Genomic DNA, 17,877 nt, shown 5'->3' on the forward strand with positions numbered 1-17,877 from the left:
GGTAGTGCTTAAGAGCATTATCTGCAGACTCTCAACATACATAAATCGTCATGCTAAAACAGTATATAAATGAAAAGAGGTGTGTTCATGGAAAATTCACCAGCCCTGGAGAAAACGTCAATAAACGTTGTACAGCGCAAACTAGGTTCCACTAAAAAAACAAGAAGGTATCAAACAGCCGTCGTCTACGTTATATTGATTTTATTTTCTCTGGCATTCATTATCCCTTTTCTATGGCTCGTTTCCGGAAGTTTAAAAAGCAGCAGCGAGCTGTTCACAAACCCGGGGATTCCTAAAGTATTCCACTGGCAAAACTACACCCAGGCCTTCAGCGAGTTTCCTTTCTTCTTATATCTAAAAAACACACTCTTTATCACCAGCATGAATATTATCGGCTCTGTTATATCCTGTACCTTGATTGCATATGGGTTTTCAAGGATCGAGTGGAAGGGAAGGGATGCCGTGTTCGTACTGGTTTTAGTCACGATGCTCCTTCCATTCCAGGTTACGATGATTCCGTTGTTCATGTTATTCCAGAAGCTGGGCTGGATCGGAACTTTTCTCCCACTGACGGTTACACCGTTTTTCGGGAACCCGTTCTTTATCTTTTTGCTCAGGCAGTTCTTTATCAGTATCCCGAAAGAGCTTTCTGAAGCTGCTAAATTGGATGGGGCAAGTGAATTCAGGATTTATTGGAATGTCATTCTGCCACTGTCAAAACCAGTTATCATGACGGTCATTATCTTCGCTTTCCTCGCATCATGGGGCGATTTTATTGGGCCGCTTGTGTTCCTGAATGATAACAGCCTTTATACGCTGTCACTGGGTATCCAGCAGATAATGAGTGTCAACGACCCAAGATGGCCATTACTCTTGGCAGTCGGGGTAAGCATGACTTTGCCTGTATTGATTATCTTCTTCGTCTTGCAAAAGTATTTCATCCAAGGAATTGCGCTATCCGGAATTAAGGAATGAGAGGTGAATCTTAATGCTCGCCAAAAGAAGAAACCTGTTGAACGGACTATTGTTTATATCTCCCTGGGTCATCGGGTTCCTGGTTTTTACCACTTACCCGCTGTTAAGTTCCTTGTATTACTCATTAACGGAGTACAATGCTATCTCAGAACCAATATTTGTTGGCTTACAAAACTACAAGGAACTACTGTTCCAAGATGATTTATTTATAAAAGGCTTGTCTAATACACTCTATATGGTATTTGTCGGACTAACGATAACCACGGTTACTACAATTTTTATTGCTGTTTTATTAAACTACAAACATATTAAAGGAATGTCATTTTTCCGGGTAATATTCTTTCTGCCGACTTTGGTTCCGCTGGTAATCCTGTCCATTCTTTGGATATGGATTCTTCAGCCGGATTCAGGAGTGGTAAATTCGTTTCTAGGTCTGTTTGGAATTGAGGGTCCGGGCTGGTTTTCAAGCCCGACCTGGGCAAAACCCGCGTTTATCCTTATGGCAATATGGGGTTCTGGCGGTATGATCATTATCTATCTAGCAGGATTGCAGGGGATCTCAGATTCCTTATACGAAGCTGCCAGGATTGATGGGGCCAATTCGTTTCAGCAATTTTTCCATATAACACTCCCGATGTTAAAGCCAGTTATATTATATAACGTCATTACAGGAATCATCGGTGTATTCCAGGCATTTGCCGAAGCTTTTATAATCACCCAGGGCGGGCCCGATGGTTCTACAACCTTTTACTCGCTCTATCTATACCAAAACGCATTCCAGTATTCAAAAATGGGCTATGCATCCGCCATGGCATGGATTCTTCTAGTTATAGCTCTCATCATTATGTTCGCATTGTTCAAACTTTCAAAAAAATGGGGATATAACGGTTAATCCGTTATAAATAAATAATACGAAATGGGGAAAGCACGTGGAGAAAAATGTATTAGGAAATAACGTAATCACTCAAATTGGAATTCTAGTAAACGATATTGAAACAACAAGCCAGGCCTACGCTGATTTCTTTGGAGTGAAGAAGCCTGAAGCGATCATTACGGACACAGTGGATATTGCACAAACTGAATACCGCGGGGAACGGTCAGAAGCAAGGGCAAAGCTTGCATTCTTTGATATGGGATCCCTTCAGTTAGAGCTGATCGAACCTGACCACCAGCCAAGCACATGGAGGGAGCATCTGGATCTGCATGGCGAAGGCCCGCATCACATCGCCTTTGTCATTAAAGGAATGAAAGAAAAGATCGCTGTGATGGAACGAAACCAGATGCCGCTTGTACAAAAAGGAGAATATACCGGCGGACGCTATGCGTATATGGATACGTTCAAGGATTTAAAAATAATGCTCGAGCTGCTGGAGAATGATAACGACTAAAAAGGAGGCAAAGCTTATGGATAAAATAGAAAATAATAATCTAGTGAAAATAGGCATCGTGGTCGAAAATATTGAGGAGGCTGCGAGAACCTATTCCACGCTCTTTGGAACGGAGCTGCCTGAAATTCAGATTCCACCGGAGGAATATACACCAGACCCGACTGGAGCAACCTATACGTGGTACAGAGGAAAAATGATTCCTGCACGGACCAAATTTGCCAACCTGCAAATGGGTCCTGTTACGGTCGAACTGCTTGAGCCATATGATGAAGATAGTCCTTGGAATGAGTTTAAGCAGAAGAACGGTACAGGTGTCCATTTTATCACTTACACTGTTAATGGATTTGAAGAGCATATTAAATTTGTCGAAGGGAAAGGGATGCCGCTCGTACATAAAGGAGAGTATGGATCCGGAAGATATAGCTATTTCGATTCTATCCCTCAATTAGGTGTGACGCTGGGTCTACAGGAACTGGGAAAGAAAACGAGCTAAAGCGGAGGTTCAATATATGAAGATATTGATTACAGGTGCTGGAAGAGGGCTTGGCTTGGAGCTTGCGAGGGCGGGTGGGGATAGAGGGCATACCATTTTGGCTGGTCTCCGGGATCAAACAAAAGCTGAAGGGCTGACTCAGCTGCACAACCGTTTCCCCGGGAGAATCCACCCTCTTTCAATGGAAGTAACGAATGAGGCTTCCATTGCCGAGAGCGCAACGAAAGCAATGTCAGAGTTTGGCTCCATCGATGTAATTATCAATAATGCTGGCGTACTTGTGGAACGGGATAAGAGAATTGAGGATCTTGATTTTGCGCAGCTTCAATTCACGATGGATGTGAATTTATACGGCCCCATGCGGGTAGTGAAGCATTTTCTTCCATTGCTATTGAAGGGCCAAGACCAATCGATCGTCAATATATCTTCTGAAGCTGGAAGCTTTCATAATGCCTATGGAGGAGATTATCCTTATGCCATCTCGAAAGCAGCGCTGAATATGTTTTCCGAACAGCTAAAGAAGTATGTGAAGGAGAAAGAAATCAATGTCTATGCCATCCATCCCGGCTGGATTAAAACAGATATGGGCGGAGATAAAGCGCCAGGCTCTCCAGTGGAAACAGCCAACAACATTATGGATATCGTGGAAGGAAAAACCAGTGTAAAGAGTGATTTTGCTTTTATTGACCATAGAGGCGGCAGCATGGCCATCTAGCAGAAAGGGGAGGAGCCATTGAAGAGAATACTTGCTATTGTTGGCGATTATTATCACAAGTATGAATGGGCACAAGAGTCGCTTCTGAAAGCTCTTCAACCATATCAAGATGTAAAACTGGTCTTTACAGAGACAGGTCAGCTGCTTGAAAAGCTCGGCGAAAAGCCTGACGCCGTTGTTTTATTTAAGGAAGATCGGGTAAATCCTAACGAAAAGGAAGTTTCTACGTGGATGACAAATGAGATATCTCAATCAATTGTTGATTATGTAGAAAATGGCGGGAATTGGGTTGCCTGGCATGCTGGGCTCGCTTCTTTTCCGGTGGAAGGGAGCTACACTCAAATGCTCAGGGGCTACTTCCTGTCCCATCCTGAAAAGCATCAGTCCGTTCGTTATGTTAGTTCAGGTGAAAATCTGATTGTCTCTGAAACTATTAATTTTAACATTATGGATGAACATTATTTTGTCCATGTGGATGAAGCAAATACCAATGTTTTTCTTCGTTCTGAATCAGTCGATGGTGAGTCGATCGCAGGGTGGTATCATAAATATGGAAACGGGCGGGTTGTCTGTTTGACTCCAGCCCATAATCAAGAAGGGCTAATGAATTCAGAGTTTCTAAGTGTTTTAGGAAAGTGTGTTCATTGGGTCAGCGAATAAAAGCCAGAAGGTGTAAGGGGTTAAAACCCCTTCCCTTTTTTTGTAGTTTTTTAGAACGGAAAGGAGGCTTATATATGGGGAATAAAGTAAAGGTTGGGTTAATAGGAACCGGGAATATTGGAAGGATTCATATTGAAAACCTTCAAAAATACCCTGAGGATTGTGATATTGTGGCTGTGACGAACACTACCCTATCAAAGGCGGAGTCCTGCGCTGCAGAATTCAACATCCCCTTTGTAGAAAAAAGTGCAGATGAGCTAATTGCTAGAACCGACATAGACGCGGTCATCATTGCGGTCCCGAACCAATTTCATACGCCATTGACCATACAGGCACTAAAGGCAGGCAAGCACGTACTTCTTGAAAAGCCGATGGCATTGAACCAAGAGGATGCTAAAGAGATATTGATGGTCAAAGAAGCTACGGATAAAATCGTGATGATGGCACAGCAAATGCGCTTTGAGTGGGCAGCCCAGCATGTCAGGGAACAGATCGAAAGGGGAGAACTTGGGAACATCTACATGGCCAAAACCGGCTGGTGCCGACGGAAAGGAATTCCAGCCTGGGGAACTTGGTTTACCGACAGCAAGAAATCAGGCGGCGGGCCGCTCATTGATATTGGTGTCCACATGCTCGACCTTGCACTGTATATGATGGGAAACCCAAAGCCGGTGTCGGTCTTCGGCAGCACCTACTCGGAATTTGGACCTAAACAAAAAGGCATAGGCAGCTGGGGCTCGCCTGATTGGGATGGCATCTATGATGTAGAGGATATCGCCACCGCTATGATTAAGATGGAAGACGGAGCCACACTGCTTCTCGAAGCAAGCTGGGCCGCCCACATGGACTGTGATGAAGAACCACATCTATCCTTATATGGATCAGAAGGCGGAGTCGTATTAAAGGCAGTTGACGAGAGATTCGTAGGAGGTAAGTTCCTGACTGAACAATTTGATAGAGTCGTAGACATAGAGTTTAACGAGCCGGAGGGATTTATACACGGCCGTACCTTGCTTGTGAAGCATTTTATCGATTGTATCAAGGAAGGGAAAGAGCCGATTGCTTCTGCGATGGATGGGTATAAGACCCAGATCATATTGGATGCGATTTATGAATCGGCCAGGACTGGAACTGTTATTTCATTAGGCTGGTAATATTATTCTGCAGCCAAAACTGATATATATTTAGAAAAAACCAAATGTTAATGCAATTTGCCGAAACAATGAAGAAATAACAAGCTTAAATTTATCTCGAGAAAGACTCTCAGCCGATTGGGCTGAGAGTCTTTTTGTACCTTTTTTATAAAATGCGTAATGATTCTCACATTGTTGGAAGAAAAATCCACGCTTTTTTACTTTATAGGAATAAAGGATTATTCCCCTTCCAGCCTCATACCTATATGGCAATAAATTACATGGTTATTATTTACCAATTTTGGAAATCGGTGTGTATGTCGTTAGGTTCCCGAATTTTATATGTAGTATACTCGCCTTGTAAGCGCTAACAAACTACATAAAGGAGGAAAAGGTCTTAAGCTAAACCGGACTATTTGGTTCACACAAAAAAGCATAGGAGGAGATTGGGTTGGCTAAGAGAGGCTTAAAGCATTCCATTCTTACTGGTTTAACGCTGCTTACCCTGGTTGGAACAAGTATAGGCGGGCAGTCCAATCATGTAGATGCACGCGGGAAAGAAAAGATAGCACCTTACAAGAATCCTAAACTATCCGTTGAAAAAAGAGTGGACGATTTGCTGCCGAGAATGACCCTTGACGAGAAGATCGGCCAGATGGTGCAGCCTGAACGAAATGCCGTTACAGCAAATGATATCAAAGTGTACGGAATAGGCTCTGTCCTAAGCGGCGGCGGGTCACTGCCAACAACAGGGAATAAGCCGGCTGATTGGGCAAACATGGTCGATGATTTCCAAAGAGGTGCCAGATCCACCCGTTTAGGCATTCCTATTATCTATGGTGTTGATGCCGTTCACGGGCATAACAATGTGTATGGTGCCACTATTTTTCCTCATAACATAGGCTTGGGTGCCGCTCATGATCTGAAGCTGATGAAGCGGATTGGACAAGCTACAGCCGAGGAAGTTCGCGCGACCGGTATTTCCTATACATTTGCTCCTGTACTTGCTGCTCCGCAGAATATCCGCTGGGGCCGTACGTATGAAGGCTATAGTGAAGATCCAAAGGACACCGGTAAGCTTGGTTCGGCCTTGGTTGAAGGCCTCCAGGGTGAAAAGAATGCCCCTGACTTCTTAAAAGGGAAACATGTTGCCGCTTCTATTAAGCACTTTGTCGGCGATGGGCTGACGGAAGGCGGAGATGACCAGGGGAACGTAACAGAATATACGGAAGAAGATATTCAGAAGCATATTAAACCATACAGAGAAGCCATTAAAGCCGGAGCAAGAACGGTCATGGTGACCTACTCAAGCATTAACGGCCTTAAAACGCATGGCGACTATCACATGATCACCGAAGTGTTAAAAGGGGATTTGGGCTTCACAGGTTTTGTTATCTCAGACTATAACGGCCCGCAGCAGATCGCTCCTAATGATTTTAGAGAATCGGTCAAGCGCAGTGTGAACTCTGGAATTGACTTATTCATGATTCCGAATGAGTGGAGACAATTCATTTCTACAACTAAAGAACTTGTCGCAAAAGGGGAAGTATCTGAAAGCCGTATTGATGATGCCGTAACGAGAATTTTACGTGTTAAATTTGAAAATGGCCTTTTCGAAAAGCCATATGCTGACCAGGATTTAGTCGCTAAAGGTGTCGGTGGTGCTGAACACCGTGCCATCGCACGCGAAGCTGTCCGTAAATCTCAGGTTCTATTAAAAAATAAAAATGACATTTTACCTCTTCAAAAGAAAAATTCAAAAATTTTCGTAGCCGGCAAGAAAGCCGATAATATGGGCTACCAGGCTGGCGGCTGGACGATTAGCTGGCAGGGTGGTTCCCCCCAATGGATGGGACAGCCTGAAAAGGATTTGATTCCGGGTACAACGATCCTTGAAGGAATCAAAGAGAAAGCTGGAAAAAATACAAAGGTCGACTATAGTGAAGATGGAACAGGCGCCAAGGGCCACGATGTAGCCGTAGTTGTTATTGGTGAACCGCCGTATGCCGAAATGTACGGAGACCGCGATGATTTAGGTCTGCTTCAGGAAGATATCGATCTACTAAATAAAGTAAAAGCTTCCGGAGTTCCCATGGTTGTCCTTCTTCAGTCCGGACGCCCAATGATACTTACCGAGCAGCTAAAAGATATGGATGCGCTTGTAGCTTCCTGGCTACCTGGCAGTGAAGGCGGAGGGGTTGCCGATGTTCTATTCGGTGACTACCAGTTTACAGGCAAACTCTCCTTTACTTGGCCGAGAAATATGGAACAAATCAATAATCATGATAAAGTTAACCCATTATTCAAAAAGGGATACGGCTTAAAAACGAAGCAATCTGGTAAAAAGTCACATTCACATTAATAGTCATAATCAAAGGCTGACAAATTGCTGTTAGCCTTTGCTGATTATAGGAACGTTTAAAAAACTCTTGTCTCTGCATCTCCCTACCCCTCAATAGGCTATTTCTCTCTTTTTTGTATTCTGTCAATTTCTTAATATTAAAGACATATTAGATTAACATTATTTCAATATTATGGAGTTATTGTCATTATTTATGCAAATCATTCGCCATTTGACGATGAATTAAACTTAGGAGGCGTAATATGAGGAGAAATAGGAATAAAAGGATCCTGCCCTTTACTTTATCTTTCGTTTTGGCAAGTAGTATTTTTTCACCCGGCTATACTTCAGCCCTGGGGGACTTCGATTTAAGCTCTACCCTAATACAAACACCCATTAACGAGTATCGGTCAGATATAGCGCCGGGTGTATTGGAAAAGCACTACAGCTTTGAAGGAAGAGACGGAAAGAAGATTGAGAGTTTTGTAGTGGATGTGGATTTCCAAAATCCAAGCGTGGCAATTGAGGCTGGTACACCTAACGACGGACCGGCATATGGTCTTCAGCCCGTTAGACAGCAGGCAAATGCAGCGAATGGCGCTAACCACAAAGTCGTTGCAGCTGTAAACGCGGACTTTTATAATATGGCAACAGGAGAGCCGCACGGCGTTGTTTACAAAGATGGACAAGCAGTGAAAGCTCTGAATGCAGCGTCACACAAATTTTTTGGGGTCAAAAAATCCGGCGAGGCCGTAATTGGGGACGCATCAGAATATGTGGGGATGAAGGATCAATTACAAGAAGCACTGGGCGGAAATGCCATTCTCGTAAAAAATGGCCAAATCTATCAAACTCCTAAAACAGGTGCTGATAAGGAGCCGCGGACAGCTGTCGGGATTAAAAAAGATGGCGATGTGTTTTTTGCGGTTGTTGACGGAAGACAAGAGCCTTATTCCAGTGGAATTTCTATGCCTGATTTAGCGCAATTAATGATCGATTTAGGGGCAGTAAATGCGTTAAACCTTGACGGAGGAGGATCTTCTACCTTCACAACACGTGAAATGGGCGGCGACAATCTGGAGGTAGACAACAAACCATCTGACCGTGGGGAAAGAAGTGTAGCCAATTCGTGGCTGATTGTTTCGAAAGAACCATCCGATCACGTGTTTGAATCCGCTCACATTGAGCCTTACGACAAATCATTTACCGCCGGCAGCTCAATTCAGTTCTCTGCCAAGGGCAGAGACAAATCCATGGCATCTGCTGCGCTGCCAGCGTCTGGCTTAACGTGGGAATTATCTGATTCGTCATTTGGTACCATCGATGAGAATGGAAAGTTTCTATCAAACGGCAAAACCGGCTTATTGACTGTCTCCTTACAATACCAGGGCAAAGAGGTTGGCAAAAGCATCATAGAATTGGCACAGCCCGATGAAATGTCTTTCAGCTCAGCTGAATTGACCGCAGCAAAAAACAGTAAAATCGATTTAGATTTAATAATAAAATATCAAAAGAGAAATGTCGGCTGGAACCTGCAGGATGTTGAGTTTGATATCCCTGAGGGAATGGGTACCATTGATGAATCAGGGATCCTGCATACAGGAGACAAAAGTGTTTCAGGGACCATTACAGCCCGTTTGAAGGGAACAAGTCTTACAGCACACACAAAAGTCTCTGTTGGAAAGCTTCCAGAGGTTTTGTTCAATTTTGAAGAAAGCCTTGGAAGCTGGAAAACATCAACGGCTAACCGCGGTGAAAAAGGGACTTTAACTGTAGCTAAATATCCAGCGCCAGTAAGATTTGGCAGTCAATCCTTGAAAATGGATTTTGACTTTACGAATGCACAAACAGGAACTACTCTTGGTGTTTATGCAGGGCCTGGCGCTAACACAACGATTCCTGATAACCCTTCAAGTATTGGAATGTGGGTTTACGGAACAGGGGAAGCTCAAGGCTACTGGCTGAGAATGCTCATTGTCGATGGAAACAATAAAAGCCAGACCATTAATCTTACTCCGGAAAAACCAGGCATTGACTGGACTGGCTGGAAATACATCGAGGCCGAAATACCATCGTCCTTTACCGGGCCGTTCAAATTATCCGGTACACAGGCAATTAGGGTAATGTCCACTAAATCAGGTATCACTGGTCCTATGACTAAAGGGTCAGTCTATATCGATAATATTAGAGCTGTTTATGGGGACAAAGTAGATGACTTAAATCCGCCCGTTATTCAATCCATTAATGTGGATGGCAAGTCATTTACGACAAATGCGGTGAATTTGAAAGCAGATGTCGCTGAATATGAAAACGATCCATTTAAAACCGGTATTGATTGGGATAAAATTGGCGTTTTTGTAGATGGAAAAGATTATTCCAAATCGGAAGGCCATTTTTCATATGATATGGATGGTTATATATCATTAAGCGGCTTGAAATGGTCGGATGGAACCCACAAGGTAACACTTATGGTTCCTGATAAATTTGGAAATCAAGCGATCAAAACCGTCTATTTTACAGTCAGCACTGGTTCAGCAAAGGTTGAAATCGTTAAAAAACAAGAGCAGGCATTACTGGGTGATGTGTTCGAGCTTACGGTTAAGGCTGAGAATCCAGCTGAGATTTCAGGTTCTTCCATTAAGCTTCAGGTTGATAAAAACTTCCCAGTGGAGGACGTTACTTTTTCCGATAGATTTAAGGAGAGCACTTCAAGCTATGATGCAGATACGGGCATTATTACGCTGAAGCTGGTGAACAGCGGAGAAACAGCAGCAGCTGCCGAGGCAGCGACAGTTAAGATCAGAATCCCTGCATCCACGAAAGAAGGCAGCAAGCTTACCTATGACATCAGTGAAGCCAGCTTACACTATCGTTCGCCTAAGGAAGCCAGCTTCATCTCCACTTATTCCATGCAGCCGGCAAGTTTGGAAGTAAAAGGTGCTTTCAACTTAGCTGCTGAGCCAATTTTAATTGGGAAGCCTGCCGTGATCACGATTAAAAATAACCAAAATCAATTAGTCAGTGACGCGGAAGTCTTTGCAATTATTGATGATCGCAAGGAGCCAGTATCATTGGGCAAAACGGATGAAAAAGGTTCTCTTCATGTGGAATCTATTACAAACGAGGTGAAGAAAATCGCTTTATACGCAGTGAAGGATGGTAAGTACTCGTTTAAATACAATACCCAAACCTATCCATCACTTGCGGCTGCAGATGAAATAAAAAATGTGATATCGACGCCTACAGGTGACCCTTATAAAGGAAAAGGCTTCACCTGGATGTCGAGTCCATTGGCAAAGGATACGGCTGTGATCCAATTTGCCAGGAAAAAAGATTATGACAAGAAAGGTGAACGTTCACTACAAACAGCCACAGGCTCATCAAGCGACCAGGTATTCTCTGGTGAGCAGGATATTACGAAAAACGGAATGGTCAGAGTGAATGAAGTAGCATTAAAGCGCCTACAGCAGGGAACAACCTATGTTTACCGGGTCGGTGATGGAGAAAACTGGTCAGAACTGAAAGAATTCACCACTTTAAAAAAGAAGCAGAGCTTTGAGTTCGCGGTTTTAGGAGACACTCAATCCCCTTCTGATTTGAGTGATTTTACTAAAATACTTGGAGACCTGGATAAAAAAGAAGTATCATTCATGATTCATGTCGGTGATCTGATTGATGAATCCTCTAAATTTAAGCAATGGGATGATACATTAAGTATCATGAGCCAATACAACAATATTCGTTCAACTGATCTTGTTGCTGCTTTAGGCAATCATGAATACATGGGCGATGCGGATGGGCATTTAGCGAAAGCCATATTTAACTCACCTGATAATGGCCCGGATCTGGACAAGGGTGGTACGTATTCGGTTGATTACAATAATATGCATGTTAGCGTGTTAGGATATACAAGTGATTCCGAGACTCTAAGCAAGCAGCTTGAGTGGCTGAAACAGGATGTGAAAAAGTCCGATAAGCCGTGGAAAATCCTTGTTACTCACAAGCCTCCTTATTTCACCAATCCTTTTGGCGGAAATGAAACCATGAAAGAAAAACTGCCGCCAGTTGTCGATGACCTAGGAATTGACATTGTTTTCTCTGGTCATGATCATTCTTATGGCAGAACGAAAAAGCTGAAGGCGGGCAAAGAAGATCCGAACGGTGCCGTTTATGTTGTCGCTGGTACAACTGGTAAAAAACACTATGATGCAGTTGCAGATGAGAAATTTGATTTTGTAAACATGGAAAGCATTGCCGTTTCGATGCAGGCAAAGGTGGACAAAAATAAAATAACCTTCACAACCGTTTCATCTGAGGGTGAAACCATCGATCAATTTACAATTATTAATGAAGATTATGACCTTGAAGATGAAACTGAAGGTGAAGAGTCAGATGAGTAGAAGCATGGAAAGAGTGCAGTCCGCATGGGTGCCTGGCACTCTTTTTACCACTCTAGTCCGCTAAAGGGATTGGTCTGGCATCGGGCTACTGCGCGTGAAGCGGCTAGAAAATCTTAAAAAATGGAAATCACCATTCAGAAAGAGATATGGCTTAAGCACTCATCAAGCTGGACATAAGCCACATACACATTAAATAGTCATAATCAAAGGCTGACAAATTGCTGTCAGCCTTTGATTGTTTCTATATGAAAATGGTTAGCAAGAAGTCTTACCTGAGTGTTGGTTTCGTCCAAATCCTTGTCAGACTTGCTGACATAAATATTGTTAGAAAACATCTCGTATTTTATATTTAATGAGTAAAAGCATTAATGCGTTAGTGGATTAGTATACCTTTTATTAACACAAATTTCGATTAAAAATTGGAGGCGTATAAGATGTCTGTTACTTCATCTGCAAAGATTCCCAAAGACAAAACCATACTAATGTTCTCCCCATCCAACCAGCCAGTCCATTCGGCACCGAGCGGCTCGACCATTACCTTTGAAACCTGCGACTGCTTCAGCAATCAGATCCAAAGTGAGGACCAGCCATTCAGCTCGGTTGGCTGGGACAAGATCAACCCTGCTACAGGGCCATTGTTTGTAGAGGGAGCGGAACCAGGAGATACTCTGAAGGTTGAAATTCAAAGCATTTCTATAGCCGACAAGGGCGTTATGACAGTTGCCCCGAAAATGGGTGTACTGGGAGATTCCATTAAAGAAGAAAAAACAAAGATTACCCCTATCGAAAATGGCAAGGCGCTGTTTAATGACCAGATTCAAATTCCTATCCGGCCTATGATCGGTGTTATTGGAACATCTCCTGCCAAAGAAGAGATTCCATCCGGGACTCCGGGCCAGCACGGCGGCAATATGGATTGTAAGCGGATTGTGGAGGGAGCTGTTCTATATCTGCCTGTCCATGTACCGGGCGCCTTGCTCGCCATGGGAGACCTTCATGCCGTAATGGGGGACGGGGAGGTCATTATCTGCGGACTGGAAGTGCCGGGTGAAGTAACGGTAAGAGTTACAGTGGTCAAAGATCAACGACTGCCATTACCTATGTTAGTAGAAGGCGACCATATTATGACTATTGCCTCAAGTGAAACTCTTGACTCGGCAGCAAAACAAGCGACTACTCTAATGCACAGCTTTTTAACTAATGAACTAGGTATGGATTTTAATGAAGCAGGTATGCTGCTAAGCCTGATAGGAGATTTGAGAATCTGCCAGGTGGTGGATCCGCTTATGACTGCCCGCATGGAGCTGCCATTATCAGTACTTGCAAATTATCAATATCAATTAGTCTAAAAGGGGTGTGAAGTAATGGCAAAAGCAATGAAGCCAAAAGAAGAGTTGAAGAGGTCCCTTTCATTTTTCGGCAATATTTCGATTTCTGTAAGCGACATCAGCCCAACGACAGGTGTTTTTCTAATGGTTCCTGCCGTTCTGGCCACAGCGGGAACGGGTACATTTATCTCCTTCCTGGGCGCAGCGTTGATTGCTTTATGTGTAGCGCTCTGCATGAGCGAACTGGGAGCTTTGTATCCAGGGGCAGGCGGGTTATACAGCATCGTTTACCGTGTATTGGGGCGTCCGATTGGCTTTCTTGCTTTATTAAATTATCTTATTCAGGGTATTTTCCTTCCTGCCACCATTGCCTTTGGAGCCGCAGACTATTTAATTAAAATATTTCCGGGCTGGACAGCGAGCTGGACGGCCTTCGGGGTAATGGCTGCCTGCACGGTCGTAACCATTCTTTCAATGAAGTGGAATGCGAAATTCGTAGAAGTTTTTCTTTTTCTTGAGCTGCTTGTTGTAGGGGTCATCGCGGTTGTCGCTATTTTTCACCCCGTACAGGAGGTTAGCAGCCTGTTTCAGCCTGTCATGCTTAGCGAAGATAAATCCTCCATAATGCCTGTTTCCTGGTCGATTGTTTTTGCAGCCGTTACAGTTGCTCTCTTTTCTTATAATGGCTATGACAGTTCCATCAATTTTTCTGAGGAAACAGACCAAAAAGCCAATATTGGCAAGACCTTGTTTACCTCGGCGCTGATCGGTGTACTGGCGCAGATTATTCCGTTATTCTGCATCCTGCTCGCTGTACCTGATATCAAGACTTTCCTTTCTTCACCATCACCGATTAATTACATAGGGGAAATGTATATGGGCAAAAACGCCACACTCTTTTTGAATGCAGGAGCGGCCATTGCCATGATCAACTGTGTGCTGGCGGTTATTCTCCAATTTTCAAGGGTGTACTATAGTGCCGGCCGTGATAAAGCATTTCCTGAAAAAATTAATAAGTTCCTTACCACTATCCATCCAACCTTCAAAACTCCATGGGCAGCCACATTATTTATGGGGGCACTGGGTGCAATGGTCTGCTTTGATTCCAGTTTAGTCAGCATGGTCACCTTTACTTCTGTAACCATCGTACTGCTATATGCCACTGTTGCTTTGTGTGTCATGGTCAGCCGGGTTCGAGACAAACACCTTCATCGCCCGTTTAAGCTGCCGCTGTTTCCGGTTATCCCGATTATAGCCTTGGCTGGTTCGATCGCCGCGTTGTCTCAGCAATCTTCAAAAGACCTTATTATAAGTGCTATTGCATTTGGTGCTGCGCTCCTTTATTACTTCTTGTATCTCAAACCAAGAGGCGGGACTCGTTGGCTCCTGAACGGTCAGAAAGCTATGTTAACGAAACATGAAAAGATGGAGATCCCAGAGGAGAAGATAAATGCCTAAGATTCTGTTAGCCCAGGCAAAGCCGAAGCTGCTTGATAAAAGCAGCAATTTAAGAACGATGGAACGATATATAAAGAGTACCTATAACAAGGGATGTGATCTTGTGCTGTTCCCAGAGCTGTTTTTAACCGGCTATTTCACAAGAGAACATACCAAATCGCTGGCTGAGGACTTACATGGTTCTTCGATTTGTCACATACAAGCTATGTCCCGCCATTATGGCGTTAAGTTGGTGTTCGGTTTTCCTGAAAAGAAAGATGGCCGCCTTTATAATTCAGCCTGTTTTATCGATGAAAAAGGGGAAATTCTCGGAACCTATCAAAAGGTTCACCTTTGGGATGAGGAATCTAAATATTTCGAGGCAGGAACAGACTTTCCGGTATGGGATACCAATATTGGCAAAATTGGCATCATGATCTGCTACGATACAGAGTTTCCGGAATCCGCCCGCTCTCTTGCGGTGCAAGGAGCTGAAATCATCCTGGCGCCGACCGCTAACATGACTCCGTTTCAGCATGTTCAACAGCTCTTTATCCAGAGCCGGGCTGCTGAAAATCAGGTTTTTGTAGCAACAACCAATCAAATCGGCCAGGAAGAGTCCACTCTATTTTTCGGAGAAAGTGCAGCTGCCGATCCATATGGGGAAATGCTGGCAAAAGCTGGCGGCCAAGAACAAGAGTTGGTCATCGAAATGGATCTAGGCTTGATTCGAAAGGCTAGAAGCTATCCTTTTTATATGAAAGACCGGCGTCCGGAGCATTATAAAATGAAGACGGAAAATAATGAAACAGTTATTTAAGACATATACGCCACAGAGAAAGGAGCGGGATCCCGCTCCTTTCTTTTTATTTTTTGGAGATGGTGTAACCCCAATAGGTCCGGCAGCAAAATTCCACACTTTAACTAGCCTCGTATAGCTAGGCTTCAATGAACCTTACTGAGTGCGATGGCGACAGGTAATATATTTTTTTGAATTTCATTCTGACTATTTTGACAAAATACTCTTAGTAATAGGATAATGTAGGAATAACTTTTTTTATGGAATTATGGAATTTCTATCATTACGTTATTAGAAGGACACATGGGCTGCTGCGGCTGCCTTTTTTGATAGTTTAACTCAACAGATAGGTTACATAAGAGCCTGATTGCATTGATAAGGTGCTTTTTAAAGGGAAAAAAGGAGCACAAGAAAAAGCTTTCAAAGGTAATTATAAAACGTGATACACGGAGGCGGCGCACATGAAATTTGCAAAAAGAATGGATCATTTTGGAGAGAGTATTTTTTCAAAGTTGGTGGAGATCAGGAGAACGAAGGTAGAACGAGGGGAACAAGTATATGATTTAAGTATAGGCACTCCGAATATCCCTCCTGCAAAACATATCAAAGATGCGCTATGTACAGCTGCAGCTGATGAAAAAAATTATATTTATGCAATCAATGACCAAACTGCTTTATTAGAGGCGGTGAGTTATTGGTACCAAACTAGATATGGAGTGGCTTTAGATCCAAACACAGAAATTTGTTCGTTATTAGGTTCGCAGGAAGGGCTTGCCCATATTTCTTTGTCCATTGTTGATGAAGGCGATTTGGTACTAGTGCCTGACCCGTCTTATCCTGCATTTGTTCATGGTCCATTACTCGCGGGAGCAGAGCTTTTTTATATGCCTCAGAAAAAAGAAAATGGCCATGTTATTTGTCTTCAGGATATTCCAGAGGAAGTAGCAAAAAAGGCAAAATTAATGTTAGTTTCTTATCCTAATAATCCAACTACTGCAACCGCACCCCATTCTTTTTATGAAGAGCTGATTTCATTTGCAAGAAAATATGACGTTATCGTCCTCCATGATAATGCTTATAGTGAGATGGTTTATGAAGGAGAAAAGGGTAAGAGCTTCCTCTCCTTTCCTGGTGCAAAGGATGTAGGAGTGGAGTTTAATTCATTATCGAAGACATATGGCTTGGCAGGAGCCAGAATAGGATTTTGTGTAGGAAACGAAGCAGTTGTTTCTCAATTAAAAACCTTAAAGTCAAACATGGATTACGGAATGTTTTTACCGATTCAACAGGCAGCCATTGCAGCGATTACGGGTGAACAAAATTGCGTGGAAGAAACGAAAAAGGCTTATCAAGACCGAAGAGATATTCTTTGTGACGGATTTAATAAAATTGGCTGGTCTATGGATAAGCCGAAAGCAACGATGTTCGTTTGGGCTAAGATCCCGCCTCACTACGAAAAGTCATTCGATTTCGCTTCCGATTTAGTTGAAAAGTCAGGCGTTTTGGTAACTCCGGGAAGCGCTTTTGGGCCATCTGGTGAAGGGTACGTCCGAATTGCATTAGTTCAAGATAAAGAAGTTCTAATAGAAGCCATTCAGGCAGTAGATAAAAGCGGGATTTTGTTAAATAAGCCAAGCTATTTGACGGTTTAAAGGGTTTATTAGAAGAAGACATCTTTAAGAGGGTACAAAACTCAATATTTATTATAGGAGTAAGCCCATTTTTGCCATGATAATATTTTTTTGTATTAGCCATCACTTTACAAACAGTCTTTATAGAGCTAATATAAAACCAATTGTTAATAGGAAACTACTAGGGGTGCCCTGATACCGGGCTGAGAGAGAAACGCGTAAGTTTCTTAACCCTTCGGACCTGATCTGGTTTGTACCAGCGTAGGAAAGTAGCGAAGATGAAGAAATTATATTAATTATTTCTTGCTAGCTATGCCAGGTCCGTTCCATATGGATCTGGCTTTTTTTGCGTAGTGATCAGCGTGGTGCGGGGGTTGTCCCATTATTGCAGCGTATAAATAGTTATTGCGCGAAAATGCAATAGGTTTAATAACCAATTAAAAGCTGTAACATAAAACTACATAACATACACTGGGGGAGCCGGATGACCGGCTGAGATTAGACTCGCACGTCTTAACCCTTATTACCTGATCTGGTTCGCACCAGCGTAGGGAAGTGTTTCTATATACAACGGCCC

The 17,877-nt window shown here is 43.2% G+C and carries 13 protein-coding genes and 2 riboswitches; all 13 genes read left to right on the forward strand.

Annotation, left to right across the window (positions count from 1 at the left end; translation table 11 throughout):
- The first annotated feature begins 87 nt into the window (after positions 1-87).
- The 13 genes from JOC77_RS05055 to JOC77_RS05115 all read left to right on the forward strand — a co-directional run bounded on the left by JOC77_RS05055 (position 88) and on the right by JOC77_RS05115 (position 17,321).
- Positions 88-975, forward strand: a complete 888-nt coding sequence (locus JOC77_RS05055; protein ID WP_204539564.1) for a carbohydrate ABC transporter permease — start codon at positions 88-90, stop codon at positions 973-975.
- Between the two features lie 13 nt (positions 976-988).
- The gene (locus JOC77_RS05060; RefSeq protein WP_204539567.1) at positions 989-1,867 is read left to right on the forward strand and encodes a carbohydrate ABC transporter permease; all 879 of its coding nucleotides are present in this window, start codon (positions 989-991) and stop codon (positions 1,865-1,867) included.
- A gap of 37 nt (positions 1,868-1,904) precedes the next feature.
- On the forward strand, positions 1,905-2,363 hold the full coding sequence (locus tag JOC77_RS05065; protein ID WP_204539570.1) for a VOC family protein: 459 nt from the start codon (positions 1,905-1,907) through the stop codon (positions 2,361-2,363).
- A 16-nt stretch (positions 2,364-2,379) separates the two neighbouring features.
- A complete protein-coding gene (locus JOC77_RS05070) occupies positions 2,380-2,856 on the forward strand; it encodes a VOC family protein (RefSeq protein WP_204539574.1) in 477 nt (158 codons plus the stop codon).
- Between the two features lie 16 nt (positions 2,857-2,872).
- Positions 2,873-3,571 carry an SDR family oxidoreductase gene (locus tag JOC77_RS05075; protein ID WP_204539577.1) on the forward strand — a complete coding sequence of 233 codons (699 nt, stop codon included), beginning with the start codon at positions 2,873-2,875 and terminating at the stop codon, positions 3,569-3,571.
- 18 nt (positions 3,572-3,589) lie between these two features.
- Entirely contained in the window at positions 3,590-4,231 is a 642-nt protein-coding gene (locus JOC77_RS05080; protein WP_204539580.1) for a ThuA domain-containing protein, read from the forward strand.
- A 74-nt stretch (positions 4,232-4,305) separates the two neighbouring features.
- Complete coding sequence (locus JOC77_RS05085; protein WP_204539583.1) at positions 4,306-5,385, forward strand: Gfo/Idh/MocA family protein; 1,080 nt, start codon at positions 4,306-4,308, stop codon at positions 5,383-5,385.
- A gap of 430 nt (positions 5,386-5,815) precedes the next feature.
- A complete protein-coding gene (locus JOC77_RS05090) occupies positions 5,816-7,726 on the forward strand; it encodes a glycoside hydrolase family 3 protein (RefSeq protein WP_204539586.1) in 1,911 nt (636 codons plus the stop codon).
- A 242-nt stretch (positions 7,727-7,968) separates the two neighbouring features.
- Positions 7,969-12,105: a phosphodiester glycosidase family protein gene (locus tag JOC77_RS05095; RefSeq protein WP_204539589.1), complete on the forward strand. Its 4,137-nt coding sequence runs from the start codon at positions 7,969-7,971 to the stop codon at positions 12,103-12,105.
- A 434-nt stretch (positions 12,106-12,539) separates the two neighbouring features.
- The gene (locus tag JOC77_RS05100; protein WP_204539592.1) at positions 12,540-13,454 is read left to right on the forward strand and encodes an acetamidase/formamidase family protein; all 915 of its coding nucleotides are present in this window, start codon (positions 12,540-12,542) and stop codon (positions 13,452-13,454) included.
- Positions 13,455-13,469: 15 nt separating this feature from the next.
- The gene (locus tag JOC77_RS05105; RefSeq protein ID WP_204539595.1) at positions 13,470-14,891 is read left to right on the forward strand and encodes an APC family permease; all 1,422 of its coding nucleotides are present in this window, start codon (positions 13,470-13,472) and stop codon (positions 14,889-14,891) included.
- Positions 14,884-15,690: a carbon-nitrogen hydrolase family protein gene (locus tag JOC77_RS05110; RefSeq protein ID WP_204539598.1), complete on the forward strand. Its 807-nt coding sequence runs from the start codon at positions 14,884-14,886 to the stop codon at positions 15,688-15,690. Before JOC77_RS05105 ends, JOC77_RS05110 begins: the two co-directional genes overlap by 8 nt.
- 440 nt (positions 15,691-16,130) lie before the next feature.
- Positions 16,131-17,321: an aminotransferase class I/II-fold pyridoxal phosphate-dependent enzyme gene (locus JOC77_RS05115; protein WP_204539601.1), complete on the forward strand. Its 1,191-nt coding sequence runs from the start codon at positions 16,131-16,133 to the stop codon at positions 17,319-17,321.
- A 152-nt stretch (positions 17,322-17,473) separates the two neighbouring features.
- Positions 17,474-17,585: riboswitch (TPP riboswitch) on the forward strand.
- A 178-nt stretch (positions 17,586-17,763) separates the two neighbouring features.
- Positions 17,764-17,871, forward strand: a riboswitch (TPP riboswitch).
- Positions 17,872-17,877 lie beyond the last annotated feature (6 nt).

It is taken from the genome of Peribacillus deserti (assembly GCF_016909175.1).
In the GTDB taxonomy this organism is placed as follows: domain Bacteria; phylum Bacillota; class Bacilli; order Bacillales; family DSM-1321; genus Paraperibacillus; species Paraperibacillus deserti.

Excerpts from the sequence above, each read along its gene's own strand:
- JOC77_RS05075 (WP_204539577.1), top strand. The coding sequence starts at position 2,873 with ATGAAGATATTGATTACAGGTGCTGGAAGAGGGCTTGGCTTGGAGCTT.
- JOC77_RS05060 (WP_204539567.1), top strand. The coding sequence starts at position 989 with ATGCTCGCCAAAAGAAGAAACCTGTTGAACGGACTATTGTTTATATCT.
- JOC77_RS05100 (WP_204539592.1), top strand. The coding sequence starts at position 12,540 with ATGTCTGTTACTTCATCTGCAAAGATTCCCAAAGACAAAACCATACTA.
- JOC77_RS05115 (WP_204539601.1), top strand. The coding sequence starts at position 16,131 with ATGAAATTTGCAAAAAGAATGGATCATTTTGGAGAGAGTATTTTTTCA.
- JOC77_RS05110 (WP_204539598.1), top strand. The coding sequence starts at position 14,884 with ATGCCTAAGATTCTGTTAGCCCAGGCAAAGCCGAAGCTGCTTGATAAA.
- JOC77_RS05095 (WP_204539589.1), top strand. The coding sequence starts at position 7,969 with ATGAGGAGAAATAGGAATAAAAGGATCCTGCCCTTTACTTTATCTTTC.
- JOC77_RS05085 (WP_204539583.1), top strand. The coding sequence starts at position 4,306 with ATGGGGAATAAAGTAAAGGTTGGGTTAATAGGAACCGGGAATATTGGA.
- JOC77_RS05070 (WP_204539574.1), top strand. The coding sequence starts at position 2,380 with ATGGATAAAATAGAAAATAATAATCTAGTGAAAATAGGCATCGTGGTC.
- JOC77_RS05105 (WP_204539595.1), top strand. The coding sequence starts at position 13,470 with ATGGCAAAAGCAATGAAGCCAAAAGAAGAGTTGAAGAGGTCCCTTTCA.
- JOC77_RS05055 (WP_204539564.1), top strand. The coding sequence starts at position 88 with ATGGAAAATTCACCAGCCCTGGAGAAAACGTCAATAAACGTTGTACAG.